This window comes from Hahella sp. CR1 (assembly GCF_029813005.1).
Lineage (GTDB): Bacteria > Pseudomonadota > Gammaproteobacteria > Pseudomonadales > Oleiphilaceae > Hahella.
The window spans coordinates 141,232-159,267 of sequence record NZ_JAPELK010000008.1 but is presented as its reverse complement, the minus strand read 5'-3'; the positions used below and the strand labels follow the sequence as shown (position 1 = coordinate 159,267).

Genomic DNA, 18,036 nt, shown 5'->3' with positions numbered 1-18,036 from the left:
CTTCATGCGATTACCGTACATCAATCACTCCCGCGCCAAGGCTTCAATCGGGTCAAGCCGCGCCGCATTTCGCGCGGGTAAAAAGCCGAACAGCACACCGATCAGGGAGGAGCAAACCACCGCAGAGACGATCGCAGTGACGGAAAATGACATTTGCATATCCTGCACCAGCAACGAGAACAGACCACCCACGCCGAAAGACAGCAAAATACCAATGCCGCCGCCGATCAGGCACACCATCACGGCTTCAATGAGGAACTGTTGCAATATATCGCTCTGCCGGGCGCCGACCGCCATGCGGATGCCAATCTCACGAGTACGTTCAGTGACTGACACCAGCATGATATTCATGACGCCTATGCCGCCGACGATCAAAGATATGACGGCGATGGAGGACACCAACAGGGTCAAAGTGGTGGTGGTTTTCTCGACCGCCTTCAGAATACTGTCGGTGCTGAACGTGAAAAAGTCCTTCACGCCATGGCGCAGGGTCAGCAAACGAATGATGCCTTGCTCCGCCACGGCGCTGGAAAGCCCGTCCGGCGTGCGAACAATAATGGAACTGAAATTTTGTCTGCCAATCAGACGAGTCGTCGCGGAACTGTAGGGCATCCACACTGAGAGATTGCCGCCGCCTCCGAACATATCGTTTTTGTCCTCCGCCACACCGATCACGGTCCAGGGCGAAGCGCCGATCAAAATCACCTTGCCAATGGGGTCATCGCCACCCGCGAACAGCTTCTTGCGGGTATTATTGTCGATCACCACCACCTGCGCCTGTGTGCGAATATCTTCCCGCAACAACGGCCGGCCTTCCGCAACGACCAGTCCTTTTACGCGGAAGTACTGCTCGCCGACTGCATTCACGTTCACATTGGCGGCGACATTGCGGTAGCGCAGTTGCTGACTGTTGACAATGCTGGGCGTCACGCTGTCGACAAAAGGCTGCGCCTGCAACGCCTCCACATCGGCGGCCACCAAGGTATCAATGGCGGCGGCTCGCTCATCTCCCCAATCCTTACCGGGAAAAATCTCGATAGTGTTGACGCCAATGGAATTGATGTCGCTGATGACTTTCTGCTTGGCCCCTTCGCCGATGGCGACAATACTCACCACGGCGGTGATGCCGATAATAATGCCGAGCATGGTCAACAGTGTTCGCAACCGGTGAGAGGTCATGGCGATCCAGGCCATTTTAAACGCCTCAGTGAAACGCCCCAGCCAGGCGCCTCGCGCCTCTTTACCGCCCGTCGCCGAAGTAGCGTCGGTCGCCGACGACGCGGACGCCTCCGATTCCGAAACGGGATTCACCCGGTCAGCAATAATTTCGCCGTCCTGAATCTCAATGATTCGTTCTGCTTTCGCCGCCACTTGTGGATCATGGGTCACAATAATGACCGTATGCCCCTGCTGATGCAGCTCTCGCAACACCGTCATGACTTCCTGGCCACTGCGCGTATCCAGCGCGCCAGTAGGCTCATCCGCCAGAATGACTTCGCCGCCGTTCATCAGGGCTCTGGCGATGCTCACCCGCTGCTGCTGACCTCCGGAAAGCTGGCTGGGCTTGTGCTCACAACGCTCCTCCAACCCCAGGCGCGACAGCAACATGTGCGCCCGCTCCCGACGTGAACTTTTGGAGACGCCGGCGTAAACCGCCGCCAATTCCGCATTGCCTAACGCATCCAAGTGCGACAGCAGATGGTAGCGCTGAAAGATAAAGCCGAAGTGATTGCGGCGCAGGGCGGCGAGCTCATCGTCATCCAGCTCCCTGGTTTCCCGCCCGCTGATTTTATAGCTGCCGCTACTCGGGCGGTCCAGGCATCCCAGGATATTCATCAAGGTCGATTTTCCCGACCCCGATGTTCCCATTATGGCGACTATTTCACCCGGATAAATCTTCAGGTCCACGTCTTTCAGCACGGCGACCTGCTGCTCCCCTGCCTGGAAAATCCTGTTCAGGGCGCTTATTTCAATCAAAGGCTCCTTCATACAGCGAGCTAGCCTCCGATAACAACAGAGGTTTCACCGTCTGCCGGAACTGACAGGCTGTCGCCGAGGATCACATTGTCTCCATCATTCAAACCGGACAGCACCTGCACGTAAACATTGTCGCGGATGCCGGTTTCAATGGTTCTGTCTTCCGGCTGGCCGTTCACCAGCACACGCACTTTGTGCTCTGCGCCGCTGATCTCCTGGTCGGGATCTAACGCTGAAATAGGAATGCTCAGCGTTTGCGATTGTCTATTAATAATGATGGACACTTGCGCCGTCATAGCTACTCGCAGGGAGTAGTCGGGATTCGGCGCTTCCAGCACACCGCTGTAATAGACGGCGGTGGTGGAGTTACTGACGGAGCCGTTATCGGAAATATTGTCTGGGGCCAGCTTGATGGTGCGCAGGACGCCATTGTATTGACGATCCGGATCGCCCAGAACCGTGAAGTTCGCCTCCTGGCCGGACTTCACTTTAGTGACGTCCGCCTCGGATATTTGCGCCTTCACCGTCATCGTATCCAGGTTTGCGAGGATCAGCAGCGTCGGCGCCTCCTGGGTCGATACCAGGGTCTGTCCCTGCTCGAATTTAGTGGCGATCACCACGCCGTCCATCGGCGCTACGATCTTGGTGAATCCGAGATTAGCCTTCGCGGTTTCAACCTGGATTTCCGCCTGACTGATCTGGGCCTCCAGCGCTTCAATGTCGGCCTTCGCGCTTTCCAGCTGGGCTCGTGCGTTTTCCAGCTCGGACTCGGACGCGGCCGCCTGGGCGTTCATCTCACGCTGGCGTTTAAACTCCAGCTCGTAGTAACGCAGCATGGCCTCACGGGACCGCCGCGACGCCTTGGCGTTTTTCAATTCCGCCATGGCGCGGTTCAACTCATTGCGCTGTAACACCGGATCGATTTCCGCCAGCAGTTGGCCTTTTGCCACTCTATCGCCGACAGAGACGTTCATGGACTTCAACTGCCCGGTAACCTGAGCGCCCACCGCCACTTGCTTGGCGCCTTCCAGGACGCCGGTGGCCAGCACCGTTTGCTCTATATCCCGCTTTTCCACAGGGGCGGTAACGTATTCAACGGGCTCAGGCTCGAACCAACTCTGAGCGTTCCAGCCGACAGCGGCCAAAACAACAAAAATGACCACTCCCACCACAGCAGGACGACGCGATTTCTTTGCCATGCGAATTACACAAGAAGTTAATTAATGAACACAGATATGTTGAAGTCGCCGTGAACCCGGCATCCGCCAGGGGGCGACGTTAATCAGAGGGGTTGCTCCAAAGTAGAGCACTCTAGCGAATTTTGCCTAGGACTTCTAACAAAAACACAAAACATGGACAAGCTTTATGGAAACCGCAATGCGCCGGTCATCAAAGCTCAAAACCGCCGTGAAAATAACAAAAAAAGGGGCGCAAAATTGCGCCCCGGAAAATAGCCCGGACTTAAATACCGGACCCTCTCATGCATTCATGAATAACGTAGCGGGTACGTCGAATTACTCCGCAGACCAGTTGAACAGTTGCTCAACGATAGTGGTCAGAGGCTGGCTGTAACCTGCCGCATTTTTCGCGTTGGTTTTCCAGCTGGAAGGAATAGGTTGTCCTTTCGCCCAGCCAGAGCCGCCTTGGGTGTATTGAATGTTCAGGTTGTAGTTGGAGCTGTTGTTGTAGCCTTTAACGCCAACGTAGTAAGTTCCCGCTTCGTTTGCAGAGCACTCCTCGTTAGAGCCTTCCTGATATGGACGGCACTGATAGGTAGTGTCGCTTGGCTGAGCGCCTTTGTTCACATACAGGTCCGCATCGCTGTCGCCAGTCATGGTGACTTTGAAGGAGCCAGTGGTGGTGAACGGGCCGTAGAACGCCCACTTGTTCTGCTCGATTACGCCCGCTTTTTGCTCTGTCTTGGTCTCGCTAGTGGAACCAGTCGGGTTGTAGTAAGAGACAGCGTGTGCGCCAGGTCCAGGAGTCCACAGGAAGTCAGGATGACGGTTGTTGTACCACTCGCCGCCAATGATGTCGCCGTTGGAATCCAGCTCCAGGTCATACACGTAACGAACAGTGTAAGTACGGTCGTATGACGGATAGTCTTTGTCTCTGTGAGTCGGGCTGGTTTCCACGATGTAAGTCAGCTTCATCTGAACGCCGACGACTTGCTTCGCTTCCTGAGCGCGATACTTGGAGAACTTGTCCTGGGTGTAATCGCTCATGGCGATAACCGCTTCTTGCGCCGTGTTGTAGGAAGCGCCAGTTTGCGGGTTGAAGTAAGTGTATTCGTACTTCAATACTGGCTGGTTCCATACTTCATAATCGAATGTCGCGTCGATAACGAAGCTGCGCTTGCTTACGCCGATCTGGTTGACCACCGCTTTGTGCCAGCTGCCTGGATTGCTGTCGAAACAGGCTTGATCCAGGATACGGCCGTTTTCATCTTTACCGGGATCTTTGGAGTTACAGCGTCCGCCGATGAAGCGCACGCCTGGGGACGCTTCCGCCCACAACAATGTACCCAATGCTTTGATGTCGGATGGGAAGAACTTGATGTCCTTGCCTTCTGGCGACTTAACAGTGATGGAGCTAGATGGACGCGGCAACATGTAAGCGGCAGGAGCCCAACCGTGGCACAGACCCATCCAGGCTTCAACGGAACCGTAACGATCCCAGTAGCCTTTACCGGACTCCCACATTTTCTGAGTCAGAGTGAAGTTGGAGTCGCCCACCAGCAAGTCGTACTTTTCAGACGGAGACAGGTTATCGATTTCGCCTGCGTCGATATATTCTTGCGGCTTGTGAGTGCTGGTGGCGAAAATCCAGTGGTCGTACCAGTTGGACGGCCAGGAATCATTCAGCTTGGGATCGGCGTAGCGAATGCCCAGTGCGCCTTTGTAAAGACCCCAGTAGTCGTCGGACCAAGGCTGGCTGGCCAGGGAGGCTTTAGTCAGATTCGCAGTATCCATTTCGTGAACGTTGCCAATCAGTTGGTCGCCGTTGTCCACCAGGCGCGCAGCATTGTCGTTGCTGAGCTCCATAGAGCGCATCATCATGAAGCCGTTGCTGCGGGAGCCATTCAACAGGTCTCTGCGCAGTTCATCCTTATCTTCTACGAAGTCGCCGGAGAGAATTGCTTCGTCGCTGAATACCGGCATAGCCAGATCGCCGTTGGCGGCTTCTTTGACAGGCACTTCGTCCATGACTGCGGCAGGGTTGGCGTGGAAACGCTCCAGGTAGTCGCGAACGTACTGTGCGTCCTGACCAGAAACGTCGGCCAAGGTGACGGCGGAGACGCTCAGCGCCAGAGTGGAGACAGAAAATGTAATAGCCCGTTTAAGCGTGTTTTTGTTCACGGTTATAACTCCTTTTAACCTAAATAAATCAGTATTTATATCTTTCCGTTTAACTGTTCAGATATTATGCGTAGCCATTGTTTTATATGTATAAAAGGCGGGGATCAGGCATATACATCAACTTATAAATATAAGCCTATGCCAGACCAAACAACGTATCTCCTTATATGCGGATCGTTCCATATCCTTTTACCGGCTAGGTTAGCCGGGCGGCAATCTATCAGGATTAGTCCATTTGGTCAAGCGTTTGAAACACGGCCTCTCACGCCATCAAAAATTCACGCAATCACTTGAAAAACATCAATAAAATTAAAAGCCACCTATTTTCTTCGTGCAAAAAAAGAGCTGTAGCATCATTGTTTTGAGTTAAGTCAATACAACGGACTTAATACTCCATTCCAAAAAATCACAGCCATTTTTTATGAATACCTTTTCATGGCTACAATCCCCTAAAAGGCGGGGCCATTTTAATGCCCGCGCATTATATTAATATCGGTATGGAATACTGTTGACGCAGTTTTAAATTGATTGGAGTCAATAAGTTTAAGGGTGAATGCCGCGCAAGAAACAATTGAGAGGCGAGTTGCGATCTATCCGGCCAAAGATTTATCCAACAAACTTAAAGAGGGTAACGATGGAAGTTTCGCCTCTCAGCGAACGCCTCCAGTCACAGCTAAAAAAGACGCTTGAAGATATGGTGGATGAAAAGGTTGTCAGCGCCACACTCACAGCAAGCAAAGCTCTGAGCAAAACGCTCAGAGCTTCATTTCGTTCATCAAGCCGAAACCGCCAGTTTTAGACTCAACGACAAGGACCGCTGGACTCTTTTAAGCCTTCGATTCTGTGTCCAAGAGAGTCCAGGTTGGAGACCGTCAACGCTGCGTCACAGGCTTCTGAGAAGAAGCCATAATCCATGGTTTTCACAGTTTGAGTGTCAACGGATTTAGAGTTAATGATGCGTATGTCCGTTGGGTCCTGCAGCGCCCCGTTCATGATTCTGTAGCCGGCGATGCTCGCCACGCCGCGCCAGTACCCATTAGAGCCTGGGTTTATTGCAACGGTGTTGTCAAAGGTTACGGAGTGAGGCGCAGGCGCCGAATGGTCTGGGTTGTTCTTCCCCGTCAACACAAAGCCTGAGAGCCCGCTGTCTGTAACCGTGACGTTTTTAACCAGGGCGCATGAGGCGCCATTAGCGAACTTTACGCCGAAGGCATGGGTGCGCGAAATGGATGCCACATCGACCAGGATGTCCGCGAGCGGATTGCCAGTGAAGTCAATGCCCTCCCACACATCTGTTATTTTCGCCCCACGAATCTCTATATTGAATTCGTCCCTATCCGTTTTTTGTTCGCAATTTGCCTGCTTATCCAGATCATCAAAGTTTGAGCCGATAGTAATCCCGTCCGTTTGATATGGCATAGCGCCATCAATTAAGTGAGCATAGATTCTTTCAATGCTGGGATTGTTGATCCGAATATTATTCGAGCGAACGATGAGCAAGCCTGCTATTTGCTCCTCAATACGAATCAGGTTGTCGCTCCCACAGTTCGCAGGATCATGAATCATGCGAGAACTCCAGTCCTTACGCGATAGCAGTGAATTCTTGGTTAGCGTGCTTTCATCTTCCCGGCAGGGGCTCCAAAACATATCGTGGACGTACAGGTCGTTGATTGTCACGTTGTCAGAATCAGCAATCAGAACGCCAGGTCCACGCCCATTGCCGCTGACTTCTACGTTACTCAGGGTCACCCTGTCTGCATTGTCTATCCAGATTCCAGCAGAGTCGGACATAGAGCCAGAGGTCTTATTCCCACCACGCACAAGCGCGACATTTTCCAGCTCGACCTGCAGTGGCGTTTCAGCCGCGCCGCGGATCAAAAAAGCTCTGTAGTTTGAGGGATTCGCGAGATAGCTGGCGTCCGGAGCAAATAAGAATCTGGCGTTCTTAATCGCCATGCTTTTATTGACATCGACTCTCTTCTTGATCAGATAGGTCTGATTTTCGCCATCCAAAAAACCCATTTCAGGCTGGTGATTATCAATGGCGTTGAATATCGCCTGTGTATCGTCCGCCACGCCGTCGCCCATCGCGCCATATTCTCTTAGCGTTTCCGCCTGAAGATACGAGCTGGCCGTCGCCGATAACAACGCCAGAAAAACTACTTTCTTCATGAATTATCCTTTCAAAATTACGCAATCATGCGCCTTTAAACCACAGTTACCCACTAAAAACAAAAGCTCAAAGCATCGCGGGACAATCTTATCCGTTTTAGCCCCAATCAGGATCGAATTTTCGCACCGCTCACTCAAAGACATGGCTACGTTTTTAAGCGCCTACGATACTAGCCCCCTGCTGCACGCCACTTCCCTGCCCGTTTGACGCTTTCGCATATCGATACAATACTTTAAGCAACTACTGTCGGCGCTGCAGTTATCCTGGCTTGGCGTCGGCGTTCGCCTTCTAAGCAGGTGGCGTTCTGATGTTTATATCAAAGACGTTGACGTGGCGGAGCCTGCTCCTGACATTCGCATTCTTGCTGCCGTCCGGCCTGACCATTGCTGCGGACCCCGCCGCCGGGCTTCGGTTTATCACCGAAGAGTCGCCTCCCTATAACTACACCGAAAATGGCCAGCTGAAAGGAAGCTCCGTGGACTTGCTGGAAGCGGTGCTGCAAATTATCGGCTCAAAACAGACACGCAAAGACATACAGGTGCATCCTTGGGCGCGGGGATATCGTATGGTCTTGAACGAGCCGAATACCATGCTGTTCAGCACCCGTCGCAATCCTGATCGCGAAGACTTGTTCCGCTGGGTTGGTCCTGTCGCCTCGTCGCCGGTGGTGCTTATGGCGAGAAAGCGTCGTGATTTTGAGGTAAAACAGTTGTCAGATCTGGATGATCTCTCAGTCGTCGCGGTCGCCAGCGATATGGGCGAGCAGGTGTTGGACGCCTACAAAATTCCGAAAGATATCCGCCAGACTGTCTCGCATCCGGATATCGCCGCCCGTATGCTGATTTTTCGCCGCATCCACCTGTGGTCCTATGGACAAAGAACCGCACTATGGCTGCTCAAACAGCAAGGCGCCAAGGTGGAGGATTATGAGCCCGTCTGGAGTTTCGGCTCCGCGGGAGATCTTTATTTCGCCTTCCACAAAGACACACCCGATGAGACGATCCAGCTCTTTCAGCATGTCCTGGATCAATTGAAAAATGACCCCGGCGATGATGGACTTTCAACCTATGAGAGAGTGTTGAAATCCTACCTTGAGTAAATCCTTTCTACCGCTGTCATCACCGTGTAAAAAACACCCTGATCATAAAATACAAAAAATCCCGCAAGCCCTACGGAATAAAGGGATTGCGGTGTTTTCCAAAGAGATATCCACAGGTTGTGTGGATATCTACAGGAGAAAATCTACGCAACGCTGGAAGAGTTGGCGCAAAAATCACGCTAACGTCGCCACCAGACGACGTGCGGCGTCAAGCGCGGAGGCTCGGTAGCGGTCCGCCATCTGTAAGGGCTGCATGGAGTCTATGTTGAAATACAGAGAGGCGATGCCAAAAGCGACGGACTGCAGAGCATCGCCGTCAGTATCGGGATAATCCCGTCTGAGAATCTCTGCGATATCGCCATAAAACCGCTCTGTCCATGAGCGCATGGCCTCGCTGATCGCCGCATCCCGGCTCGCGGCGAATATCAAGGCTGACTCCAATTGCATGCGTTCTCTGTCATCGTCTTCATATTCAAACAGCATGCGCAGAAATGCTGGCGCGACTTCCGTCGCCGGCAGGTCACTCAGCATCTCTCTCCACTCACGGTCATACTGCGCCGCCATTTGCTCGATCAGTTGCAGGGTTAAATCCTCGCGGTTGCCGACATAATGGCGCACCAGACTGCGTTGCAGCCCCGACTCTTCCGCAATACGCTCCAACGTGCTCCCTTCCAGACCATATCGGGCCACACAGCGCCGAAAGGCCTGCATGATTTCTTCCGTTCTTTCCGACTTTTTACTTGGCCGCGCCATAAAACCCCTCACATAAATTATCAGTATTGACAATTTATTCTTGCGCACATAGATTGTCAACAATGACAATTTACTTATTTAACCAACCTGAAACGATGACACCGATAAAAAATCTGCACGTCGGACTCACCTGCGTGATGAGCAACAAGATGAACAACAAAGGGCAGCGCAATGAACGCCGCACCTGAAATAGGCTTACGCCGAATATTAAAAGAGTTCCGCTGGCGCGTTGGACTCACCTGGCTATTGGTGTTTCTCGAATATGCTCTGGACGCGGCCATCCCTCTACTGATCGGACTGGCGATAGACGACATGCTGTCCGGCGGTTCGACCCAACTGGCCTGGCTGGTTTGCGCCTTCGTTTTGATCACAGCCATCGCGGTCCTGCGTCGTTTCTATGACACCCGCGCCTATAGCAAGATACGCGTCAAACTGGGCTCAGAATTGGATCAACGACAGCAGGCGTTGTCCGTCTCCATTCGCAATGCGCGTTTACATATGGCGACGGAGCTGGTCGACTTTATTGAAAAGGACACGCCAGAACTATTCGCGGCGGTCATCACACTGGTCGCTTCCGCCATGATTCTGTCGTCTTTCTCAATGGATCTGGCGATGAGCGCCCTCGGACTACTGGTCGCCATGCTGACGGTGTATCTGTGTTTCCATCATCGATTTTTCCGCCTCAACGGCGGCCTTAACTCGCAGATGGAGCGCCAAGTCAGCATACTGAGCGCCCGCCAGCCGGGACAGTTGCTGAAGCATCTGCACGCCATACGTCATTGGCAGGTGCGCCTGTCCGATGCGGAGTCCATCGTCTACGGTCTGATTTTTTTGCTTATCACCGCCTTCGCCGTACTCAATCTTTGGCTCTGTAGTAGCTATGTCGGCATAACAACCGGCGCCCTGTTCTCCATTGTCACCTATTCCTGGCAGTTTGGTGACGCGGCAGTCTCACTGCCGACGACATTACAGAGTTGGTCGCGCCTGCATGAGATAACGATACGTCTGAATAACCCGGAAGCTCATGGCGCCGTCTGATGTAAATTCAATCGCCCTTCCCCTGGGCGATTGACTCCGGCCGATCAAGCCGCTAGCTTAGCCAAACTAACGCTATTCGCCTCAGGCGCTCGCCAAGAACCTGATAGCGCAATCGACTCCAGCCTTAATACAGTCTGCTCAAAGGATGACAATGACAACTCAACACTGTTCCCACGCCAACCCGCACATTTGCGTCTGCCCGCATGTTTTCGACATGTCAGTTAAAAACGGCGTTAAACGCTTTATCGGAGTTGGAGAGCAAGCGGAATATCTTTGTACGGAATGCGCCGATGCGGAAAACTTTAAACATTGTTATTGGTGCGATGACTGTTTTGTGGCGGCGGACGCCAATTGTTATTGGTCGATAGCGGGCATGCTGGAAATCAAAAGAGAACCGAAAGAATTCCATTTTACCCGGCGGGAAATTCATCTCGACTTACTAAACGGACGCACCCTTCTTGACCTTGAGCCGCTAAAGAACCATCCCACGGACGCCATGCTTTTCACCGATGATGGCGGATTGTGGCGCGTGAATCTCCAGAATGGCGAATCCGTCCAGGTCGCAACCTTACCTGTTGAGCAGATCCATCCCGCTGGGGCAATTACCCTGAAGATCAGTCCTGACAATCAGTTTCTGGCCATCACCTCTTTGCTATACCGACATGCAGACGAAGGCTCTTCCAATAAAGGCTTAGTGCTGGACCTCAGCTCTGGCGAGATCCTCATGCAGCTTGACGCTGGCGACTACCATATGGAAGAAGCGGACTTCCCCGTTGCTTTTTCCGAACATGATGGGAAAACCTTATTAGTCTGCGCCACCGACTGGAATCAACTGGATATCTTCGACCCGAGAACAGGAGAGTGTCTAACCCAACGCCATTCCGACACGCCGCCAGAACATGATGAAGACGCTACTTTTATGAGTGAATGGAGCGGCGCCCTCGTTATCTCGCCTGACAACCAACGCATCGCCACTATCGGCTGGGTATGGCACCCTGTTGGCGTCGCCTACAGCTGGGACTTGCAGCACTGGCTTAACCACAACCCCTGGGAACCGGACATCGGCGAATCCAAAGTCATGTACGCCAGCTGGGATTACTTCTGGTCCTCGCCCTTTTTCTGGATCGACGAAGACCGCATCTGTATTTGGGGATGCCAGGACCTGCATACCGACTACGACGTACCCCTCGCCAGCGCCGCCATCTTCGACGTCAAAAGCGGCGACCAAATAAAATGGTTCGCCGGCCCCACCATGAACGCCTTCTACTACGACCAATACCTGTTCTCAACCACGGAAAAAGGCGACGCCATCACCATCTGGGACCTGGAAAGCGGCGCACTGCTTTACGAATACCCGTGCGACCTTCCTGTTAACTATCTGCCGGGAAGTAGAGAATTTGTTTGCAATGAGGGTAATGGAGTGTTGGCGCTGTATGGGTGGCGTTTGTAGGCAATTAAATTAATAGCTTGACGCTCAATACGCCTAACCTAAGTTTGCTACCTCAAATAAATTCTCACAGTTATTCGATCCAAATGAGCAAAAATACAAAGCAATACTTTGCCGTCTTCGGGGATGTCCATGGAAGGATCGCGTTAATGTACGCCGCGTCGCTATTATGGCAGAAAGAAACGGGAATTCAGCTCACAGGCATTCTGCAGGTGGGCGATATGGGCGCTTTCCCAGATCCCCTTAATGTCGACGACGCAACCAGACAGCACGCAAAAGTTGATCCAGATGAATTAGGCTTCAGTCAGTTCTGTGCACACAGCCAAGACGCCGAACTGTTCCTTAAGCCTGCTAACTCTCCTCCAACATACTTTGTCAGGGGTAATCACGAAGACTTTGATTATCTATCACAGTTTAAGTCTCCTGCACATGTAGACAAATATGGAAAAATAAACTTTATCCCTGATGGACATTGGGTACATCTGGCTTCGCACACTACAATTGGAGCATTTGGAGGAATCCCTCCTGTTATTGAAACAAAACGAAGAGGAAAAAAGAGCAAGAAGACCTATAAGAAGTCAAAATTAAAGTCGTTGAATGATCCAAGGCTTTTCACTGAAGAGTTTGCTAGAACAGCTTTCAATAAAGAAAACAAGCTGGATATTCTATTAACTCATGCAGGGCCTAAATGCGCTTCTCTTTCGGAAGGTTCACTTCTTTTGACAGAACTAACGGAAAGGATAAAGCCTAAAATTCATATCTTTGGACACCACCACAAAGTCATTCCACCCTGTGAAGGGCCTGCAGGCAGCATATTGATTGGGCTGGAGCACTTCAAGTTTGACGCGTCCAAGGAAAAAATTATTAAGGGTTCATGGGGCATACTCGTCTTGGACGGATGCTCAGCGGAGTTTACATTTATCGACAGTGAAGCTCCTTTTCTTTCATGCATAAATTACTTCGACTATAGAAGCTTCCTAACTTTATAATCTTAGTGCAACGTCGGCTCGACAATAACCTCTCTATTGCACACCACCCGACATTCTTTATTCATTCTTTTAAATGCGATCATCACATCTCTAATTTCTGGTCGAACATCTCTAACATCAAAATAATCAAGAAGCTTCAACTCCGAAAAGCTTAAAATACTCTCTGCTGAAATAGAGCTATCATCCAGCACCAGACTAGATATATTTTCGTACCCGGTAGTTTTTTTAATGTAGCGCAGCAGTTTATCATCAGAAGCATCTCCCATAATCGCCAAGCGATCAGGTATGCTTTGCATTTCAAACCACTCCCGCCCCCTCCATAAATCAAAGCCAACCCTCCCCTGTAAAGAGTTTGCTTTTTCGAAGTAGTTGCCTGTCGCTAGGATAGCGTATACTCTCCCAGTATCACCAAGCCCAATTCGATAATTAAAATTATCTTTACTATGCAACTCCAATGACACAGGCAAACCATTCCGCCACTCATATTCTTGTGAAAGATCATTTTCTTGAAGCATAAGAAACTCTATACTTCCAAAAAATGTCCAGTTAGCTTCATGAAGAAGAGCGCCTTCACAATAATATTTCTCTTCAACACAGAAACCTTTTTCAAAATCAAAAACGGTGCCTGACAATGGCTTACCCTTATAACAAACAGGTTCTTCATCCGTTTCTAAAACACTCATATCCAGGTATAAATCTGAAGACGCCAGATTAGACCAATATAAATTCTTATACCCTGTTTCTATTCTTCCATTTACTACCACATCCCCTTTAACACTTCCATCCGGTAATCGGATAAACGCAACACCCGAAAACACTTCGTCTTTATAGAGTAAGACTCCATCTTTTTCAGTTAGCCTATCGATTAAAACTCTTAGCATTACCCACCTAATGAAACGATATGAGTTCTCAAAACAGCCTCCTACGCGCCATTTACTCCAGCGGAAAGCCTTATCGCCACCTCCGCGCCAGCACTTTCAAGCATAATGGAGTCTAATATAAGCGGTCTCTTTCCACCTTTCGACACTACAACAGGCTCCTCTTTCAAGAGGTTCTTAACTTCCACCGTAGACATGCCGGTCAGGCATTTAATTGCAATCACAACCTTTCCGATACGCTCACCAACATCTTCTATCACTAGAACACACCCATCATCAACCTCCTCACTGCTCTTTATTTATTCGTCCATAAAGTCACTGATAAATCTCATCTTTCCCCCAAAATCCTGGAGTATAATTAATTTTATATTCTGAGCTATTAACCTCAGCAAGGAGCCCAGCCAAAGCGACTCTTGCATCTGTTGTAAGGCTATCCATAGAGAAGCCTGGATAGGCCAATTCAACCATATCTTCAACCGTTGCGCTTTTTAAAAAGGTATCACTTTCCACCAGAAAGCACCTATAAAATCTATATGCTATATATCGCCTAGCCGAGACTGCCACATCATTAACAAAGACAGGACATCTCTCAAGATAAGGAATTGTAGACTCGATTTTTCCCGAGAGATAATTTAAACCTTCATCATATAACGCTAGCGTGCCAGAAAAGGTTTCAGCATCGTCAAATGAGGGGTTAGGCCAGATTTGAATAAACCTTCCCTGGCCTCTATTAATTAGCGGCCACTCCTGAACAGGAATACGCATCATATTTTCAACTGAAATAGATATTAATCTACAGTTTCTACGCCTCCACTCACTAGCCTTTACTTTCCCCTGAACAACATCACGAAAAAATGCATTTACATACCTTTGCTGCCCTTCATCAACAATCTCTCGCAAGTAGTTTCGCGCCAAAAAACTGTCTTCCAGCATAATTTTTCTTATTTTCTTCAGCAGGAAATCTGGAAATTCATTTAAGTTGCTTATTTTTTCCATCATACCTATCACGAATATCTTTCATTACTTCCGGCTCACCAAAAGATAAAGAATCACTATTCTCCGCTGCTACATGAGGTCGACATTCTATCTCACCTAACGCGCAACATACCGCCCATTAGCCGCATCGTCCAACAGTTGTTCCAGCAGGCCGTTTTCCTGGACTATTTTGAGTCCCTTATTGAAGGCGTTGCGCATTTTTTCTCCCCGTGGATTTTTGGTGAAGATGAGTCGGTAGGGCCAGGATTCGATGGGGGTGGGGTTGTAGGTAATGAGGTTGGATTCCTGGGGAAAGTTTTTGTGCAGGATATACAGGCCGACGTACTTATCCAGAGAGAAGGCGTCTATGCGGCCGGTGAGTAGCTTGGCGAAGTTGAGGCGTTCGTCGGATACGACTTCCATTTCCAGGTTGATTCCCTGTTCTTTGGCGGCTTCAAACCAGGGGTAGCTGGCGCTCATCAGGCCGCCGAATTTGAGTCCTACCAGATCCTTGTAGTCGCGCCACTGCATAGGCCGCGCTTTGGCGTAAAAGAAAACAGCGGAGCCTTCAAAAATCACATCGGAAAACAGGTAAACCTTTTCCCGTTCTTCCGTTTTCACCCACAGAATAGAGGTGTCCCAAAGTCCGTTTTCCACAAACAACGCGACCCGATTCCAGGGGAAGAAGCCAACCTCTACATCAACATTCGCCGCCTTGAAGCAGACTTCCGCAATATGCGCCGCCATACCGTAATGCTGCAGTTCTTCAGAAAGATAAGGCGGCCATTCGCCAATAGCGATGCGCGCCGTCTCAGCGGCGGATGAGGTATACCCGGCGAAAATGAGCGCCAATGCCAGGACTACGCCACGAGTTCGCACCATAAGCTACTGAGACTCTGCAGAGGTTATTTCTGTCTAAAAAGCATAAACAGCGACACCCCTGGGGGCAAGTTGGCGCGCTTGCCAGCGTCGACTATGACGTCAGCGACGAGACCCAATCAGATAGTTCATCAATGTAGATCGCCTCGGAGCGCCCCAGCTCATAGGCCTCGCTCAATGCCGTCTCGGCATCCAGGATAAAAAGCAAGTGAGGAGAGTCACAGTGTTCGTTCGCGTAAAAGTAAAAGGGGCGATCAACAGGCAGCTCCTTGAAACTCTCTGATCCCGTTACATTCGCCAACGCGATATGCAGGCAGTAAAACACGCGGCGTTCATAAAGTTGGTAAATCGCTTCATATTCTTCTTCAGGAAAATTCTCATCGTCCCGGCGAGCTTCGTAGAACTCATATAGAGGGAAGCAGGCTTCCGGCAGCTCAAACCCGCAGGAGCCGTCAATCAGTCGGACACCGAAGTCAGGGTCTTCGTCCATGGCGTTTTTCACAGAGGCATAGACATAACCAAGCGCTTCCGGTGGATCGCTTCCATCGTAATACCACTCAATGCACGCGGCTTTGATCGGGGCCAGGGGCTCACTCCACTGCTCTGGATTACGCCAGTAATCAAAAGCCTCCAACAGGTCTAGCGCGAGCTTCGCGGCGATGTCCGCATTTTTCTGCGCATCGAAGTACTGCACCAGTGGCGCAAGAAATTCCGAAGGAGCCGCCAAGTTCCGCCGCGCCTCATTTAACTCCGCCGCCAACTGACTTCTGATTTGTTCATTATCGATCAAGGTCTTCCCCTCGTTATTAATATGGCAATGATATTGGCATGTTAATAATCAGGCGAATGTATGCGCCTGCGCGGCGGCTAGCCGCAGAAGACAAATAGAAAGAATCGATTTGTCTGCCTAATTAATACCACCTGACTTCAACTACACTAAAACCATTATGACGACATCCATTAATGCATAAAGCGCAGTGAACTGCCCAGCTCTATGACGACCTTACGGCGCAAACTCAAAACCGCCTGGCGACTTCCGCGTCAGGAGAAGTTGTGGCTGGCGTTTTTGCTTCCGTACAGCGCAATGGTGCGTGTGATGATTTGGGGGTTACCGTTTCGGCGTTTCGCCTGGGTTTTGGGGCGCGCGTCTGCGAATCATGAAGCGCTGTTTTCCACGCCGACAGAGCAACAATTATTGGCACGACGCATCGGAGCCGTTTGCCGTTTGGTCGCCCGCTATGCGCCGTGGGAGTGCAAGTGTCTGGCGCAGGCGATTATGGCCAGAACGCTGCTGGGGTTTTACAAGACGCCTTACGTTATCCATCTGGGCGTTCTTAAAGAAAACGGTTCTGACAGCGGCTTGAAAGCGCATGCCTGGCTCAGAGTCGATGGCGCCATCATTACTGGTGGCGCCGACAGCGAGAGCTATGTGAAAGCTTCCACCTACCTGCCGCGCTTTTTATCCTCCGAGTAATTGTCGGTGTGATTGCAGGCGCGAATAAACCGCCTGCAAGGCAAGCCTTAGGGCTGGATAGTGTTGCTCAAGCTGCGCATCCAGACGTTTTAACTCATCTCTCGCGTCACGCGCTTCGTAAGCAGACTCACCTTTCGAGTAGCGCTGGGTCGCGCTCAGCATATCCTGCTCTAAGCCTTGGTACGGTTCCAAGCCGAAATGCTCCGCCAACGCCGCGGAGGCGTCCGCGATGGATTCATACCCCATCACCCGCGCTGACGCATCAGACGCCAACGCCGCCAGCATCGCCTGGGCGAATCCCAAGTATGTTCCTGCTGCGGCGCCAAGCAATGTTATATCTGCCGATGAGGCTTCTGATTGTTGCGGCGTCAGCAAGGTTGCATCCGGTAATAGCTCCGCGTTGGCGCCGGTAAATGGCGGTGGCGGCCAGTCTGCGGTGAGCCACTTGGGCGTTCCCCGCAGTAATGACTCCAGCACGAATAGATAATCGCGATACAGACAAAGCGACGAACAATCAAATGCGCGCTGATAGAGATCAATATGCATCAGGTTCCAGGAAGACAACTTGACCACCAAGCGCCGCCCCCTCTCCGCCGCCCATTGCGCCCATAGGCCAACGCAACGGCGCAGCGCATCAACTTTACGCGAGGGGGATAGACGTTGATGACGCACAATCTGGTTCAGCAGAAACGGCTCACCCAGCACCAGCGCCTGCGGATGCTGCTTCAACATCTGACACGCCAAGGTGGAGCCACATCGGCTGGTATGAAAAATCAGGCCCGCTGGCGGCGTCTCCACGCCCTCCCCGTTCAGCAGTTCTTCAAAGTGGGTCAACCCGGCGCATTGCTGCTCTTGCGGCAGCGCCTCCACCGCCTCATGAAAAAATCCCGGCCGCAGCTCCAGCTGGTCGGGATTGATCCATCGTAACAGCAGACGCTCGTTCACCGTGGTCAATTCATAGGGAATCAGCATCGACACATATCCTTGCTCGCTTT

At 51.2% G+C, this 18,036-nt stretch carries 16 protein-coding genes; 5 read left to right on the top strand and 11 right to left on the bottom strand.

Annotated features, from left to right (window positions below):
* Positions 1–24: 24 nt before the first annotated feature.
* The 4 genes from ONV78_RS19685 to ONV78_RS19670 form a co-directional block, all read right to left on the bottom strand.
* Positions 25–1,989: a MacB family efflux pump subunit gene (locus tag ONV78_RS19685; RefSeq protein ID WP_279505737.1), complete on the bottom strand. Its 1,965-nt coding sequence runs from the start codon at positions 1,987–1,989 to the stop codon at positions 25–27.
* Positions 1,990–1,997: 8 nt separating this feature from the next.
* The gene (locus tag ONV78_RS19680; protein ID WP_279505735.1) at positions 1,998–3,176 is read right to left on the bottom strand and encodes an efflux RND transporter periplasmic adaptor subunit; all 1,179 of its coding nucleotides are present in this window, start codon (positions 3,174–3,176) and stop codon (positions 1,998–2,000) included.
* Between the two features lie 315 nt (positions 3,177–3,491).
* The gene (locus ONV78_RS19675) at positions 3,492–5,336 is read right to left on the bottom strand and encodes a pre-peptidase C-terminal domain-containing protein (protein WP_216736892.1); all 1,845 of its coding nucleotides are present in this window, start codon (positions 5,334–5,336) and stop codon (positions 3,492–3,494) included.
* An 801-nt stretch (positions 5,337–6,137) separates the two neighbouring features.
* Positions 6,138–7,508, bottom strand: a complete 1,371-nt coding sequence (locus tag ONV78_RS19670; RefSeq protein ID WP_279505732.1) for a hypothetical protein — start codon at positions 7,506–7,508, stop codon at positions 6,138–6,140.
* A 308-nt stretch (positions 7,509–7,816) separates the two neighbouring features.
* On the opposite strand from ONV78_RS19670, the gene ONV78_RS19665 reads away from it, so the two are divergent.
* Positions 7,817–8,608 carry an ABC transporter substrate-binding protein gene (locus ONV78_RS19665; RefSeq protein WP_279505730.1) on the top strand — a complete coding sequence of 264 codons (792 nt, stop codon included), beginning with the start codon at positions 7,817–7,819 and terminating at the stop codon, positions 8,606–8,608.
* A 174-nt stretch (positions 8,609–8,782) separates the two neighbouring features.
* On the opposite strand, the gene ONV78_RS19660 is transcribed toward ONV78_RS19665, so the two are convergent.
* Entirely contained in the window at positions 8,783–9,361 is a 579-nt protein-coding gene (locus tag ONV78_RS19660) for a TetR/AcrR family transcriptional regulator (protein WP_279505729.1), read from the bottom strand.
* A gap of 171 nt (positions 9,362–9,532) precedes the next feature.
* Between ONV78_RS19660 and ONV78_RS19655 the strand changes: the two genes are divergently transcribed.
* The 3 genes from ONV78_RS19655 (at position 9,533) to ONV78_RS19645 (ending at position 12,835) form a co-directional block, all read left to right on the top strand.
* Entirely contained in the window at positions 9,533–10,399 is an 867-nt protein-coding gene (locus tag ONV78_RS19655; RefSeq protein WP_279505728.1) for an ABC transporter six-transmembrane domain-containing protein, read from the top strand.
* Positions 10,400–10,550: 151 nt separating this feature from the next.
* On the top strand, positions 10,551–11,849 hold the full coding sequence (locus tag ONV78_RS19650; protein WP_279505727.1) for a hypothetical protein: 1,299 nt from the start codon (positions 10,551–10,553) through the stop codon (positions 11,847–11,849).
* Positions 11,850–11,932: 83 nt separating this feature from the next.
* Positions 11,933–12,835 (top strand): metallophosphoesterase, encoded by a 903-nt coding sequence (locus tag ONV78_RS19645; protein ID WP_279505726.1) that lies wholly within the window; start codon positions 11,933–11,935, stop codon positions 12,833–12,835.
* 2 nt (positions 12,836–12,837) lie between these two features.
* Here the strand turns inward: ONV78_RS19645 and ONV78_RS19640 are convergent, their stop codons facing one another.
* The 5 genes from ONV78_RS19640 to ONV78_RS19620 form a co-directional block, all read right to left on the bottom strand.
* Positions 12,838–13,716 carry a hypothetical protein gene (locus ONV78_RS19640; RefSeq protein ID WP_279505724.1) on the bottom strand — a complete coding sequence of 293 codons (879 nt, stop codon included), beginning with the start codon at positions 13,714–13,716 and terminating at the stop codon, positions 12,838–12,840.
* A gap of 41 nt (positions 13,717–13,757) precedes the next feature.
* Positions 13,758–13,973: a hypothetical protein gene (locus tag ONV78_RS19635; RefSeq protein WP_279505721.1), complete on the bottom strand. Its 216-nt coding sequence runs from the start codon at positions 13,971–13,973 to the stop codon at positions 13,758–13,760.
* 55 nt (positions 13,974–14,028) lie between these two features.
* Positions 14,029–14,721 carry a hypothetical protein gene (locus tag ONV78_RS19630; RefSeq protein ID WP_279505719.1) on the bottom strand — a complete coding sequence of 231 codons (693 nt, stop codon included), beginning with the start codon at positions 14,719–14,721 and terminating at the stop codon, positions 14,029–14,031.
* Positions 14,722–14,805: 84 nt separating this feature from the next.
* Positions 14,806–15,570 carry a transporter substrate-binding domain-containing protein gene (locus ONV78_RS19625; RefSeq protein WP_279505718.1) on the bottom strand — a complete coding sequence of 255 codons (765 nt, stop codon included), beginning with the start codon at positions 15,568–15,570 and terminating at the stop codon, positions 14,806–14,808.
* A 91-nt stretch (positions 15,571–15,661) separates the two neighbouring features.
* Positions 15,662–16,357: a hypothetical protein gene (locus ONV78_RS19620; RefSeq protein WP_279505715.1), complete on the bottom strand. Its 696-nt coding sequence runs from the start codon at positions 16,355–16,357 to the stop codon at positions 15,662–15,664.
* Between the two features lie 204 nt (positions 16,358–16,561).
* Here ONV78_RS19620 and ONV78_RS19615 point away from each other — a divergent pair, with 204 nt between their 5' ends.
* A complete protein-coding gene (locus ONV78_RS19615) occupies positions 16,562–17,041 on the top strand; it encodes a lasso peptide biosynthesis B2 protein (RefSeq protein WP_279505713.1) in 480 nt (159 codons plus the stop codon).
* Here ONV78_RS19615 and ONV78_RS19610 read toward each other — a convergent pair.
* On the bottom strand, positions 17,027–18,013 hold the full coding sequence (locus ONV78_RS19610) for a hypothetical protein (protein WP_279505710.1): 987 nt from the start codon (positions 18,011–18,013) through the stop codon (positions 17,027–17,029). The genes ONV78_RS19615 and ONV78_RS19610 overlap by 15 nt on opposite strands.
* Positions 18,014–18,036 lie beyond the last annotated feature (23 nt).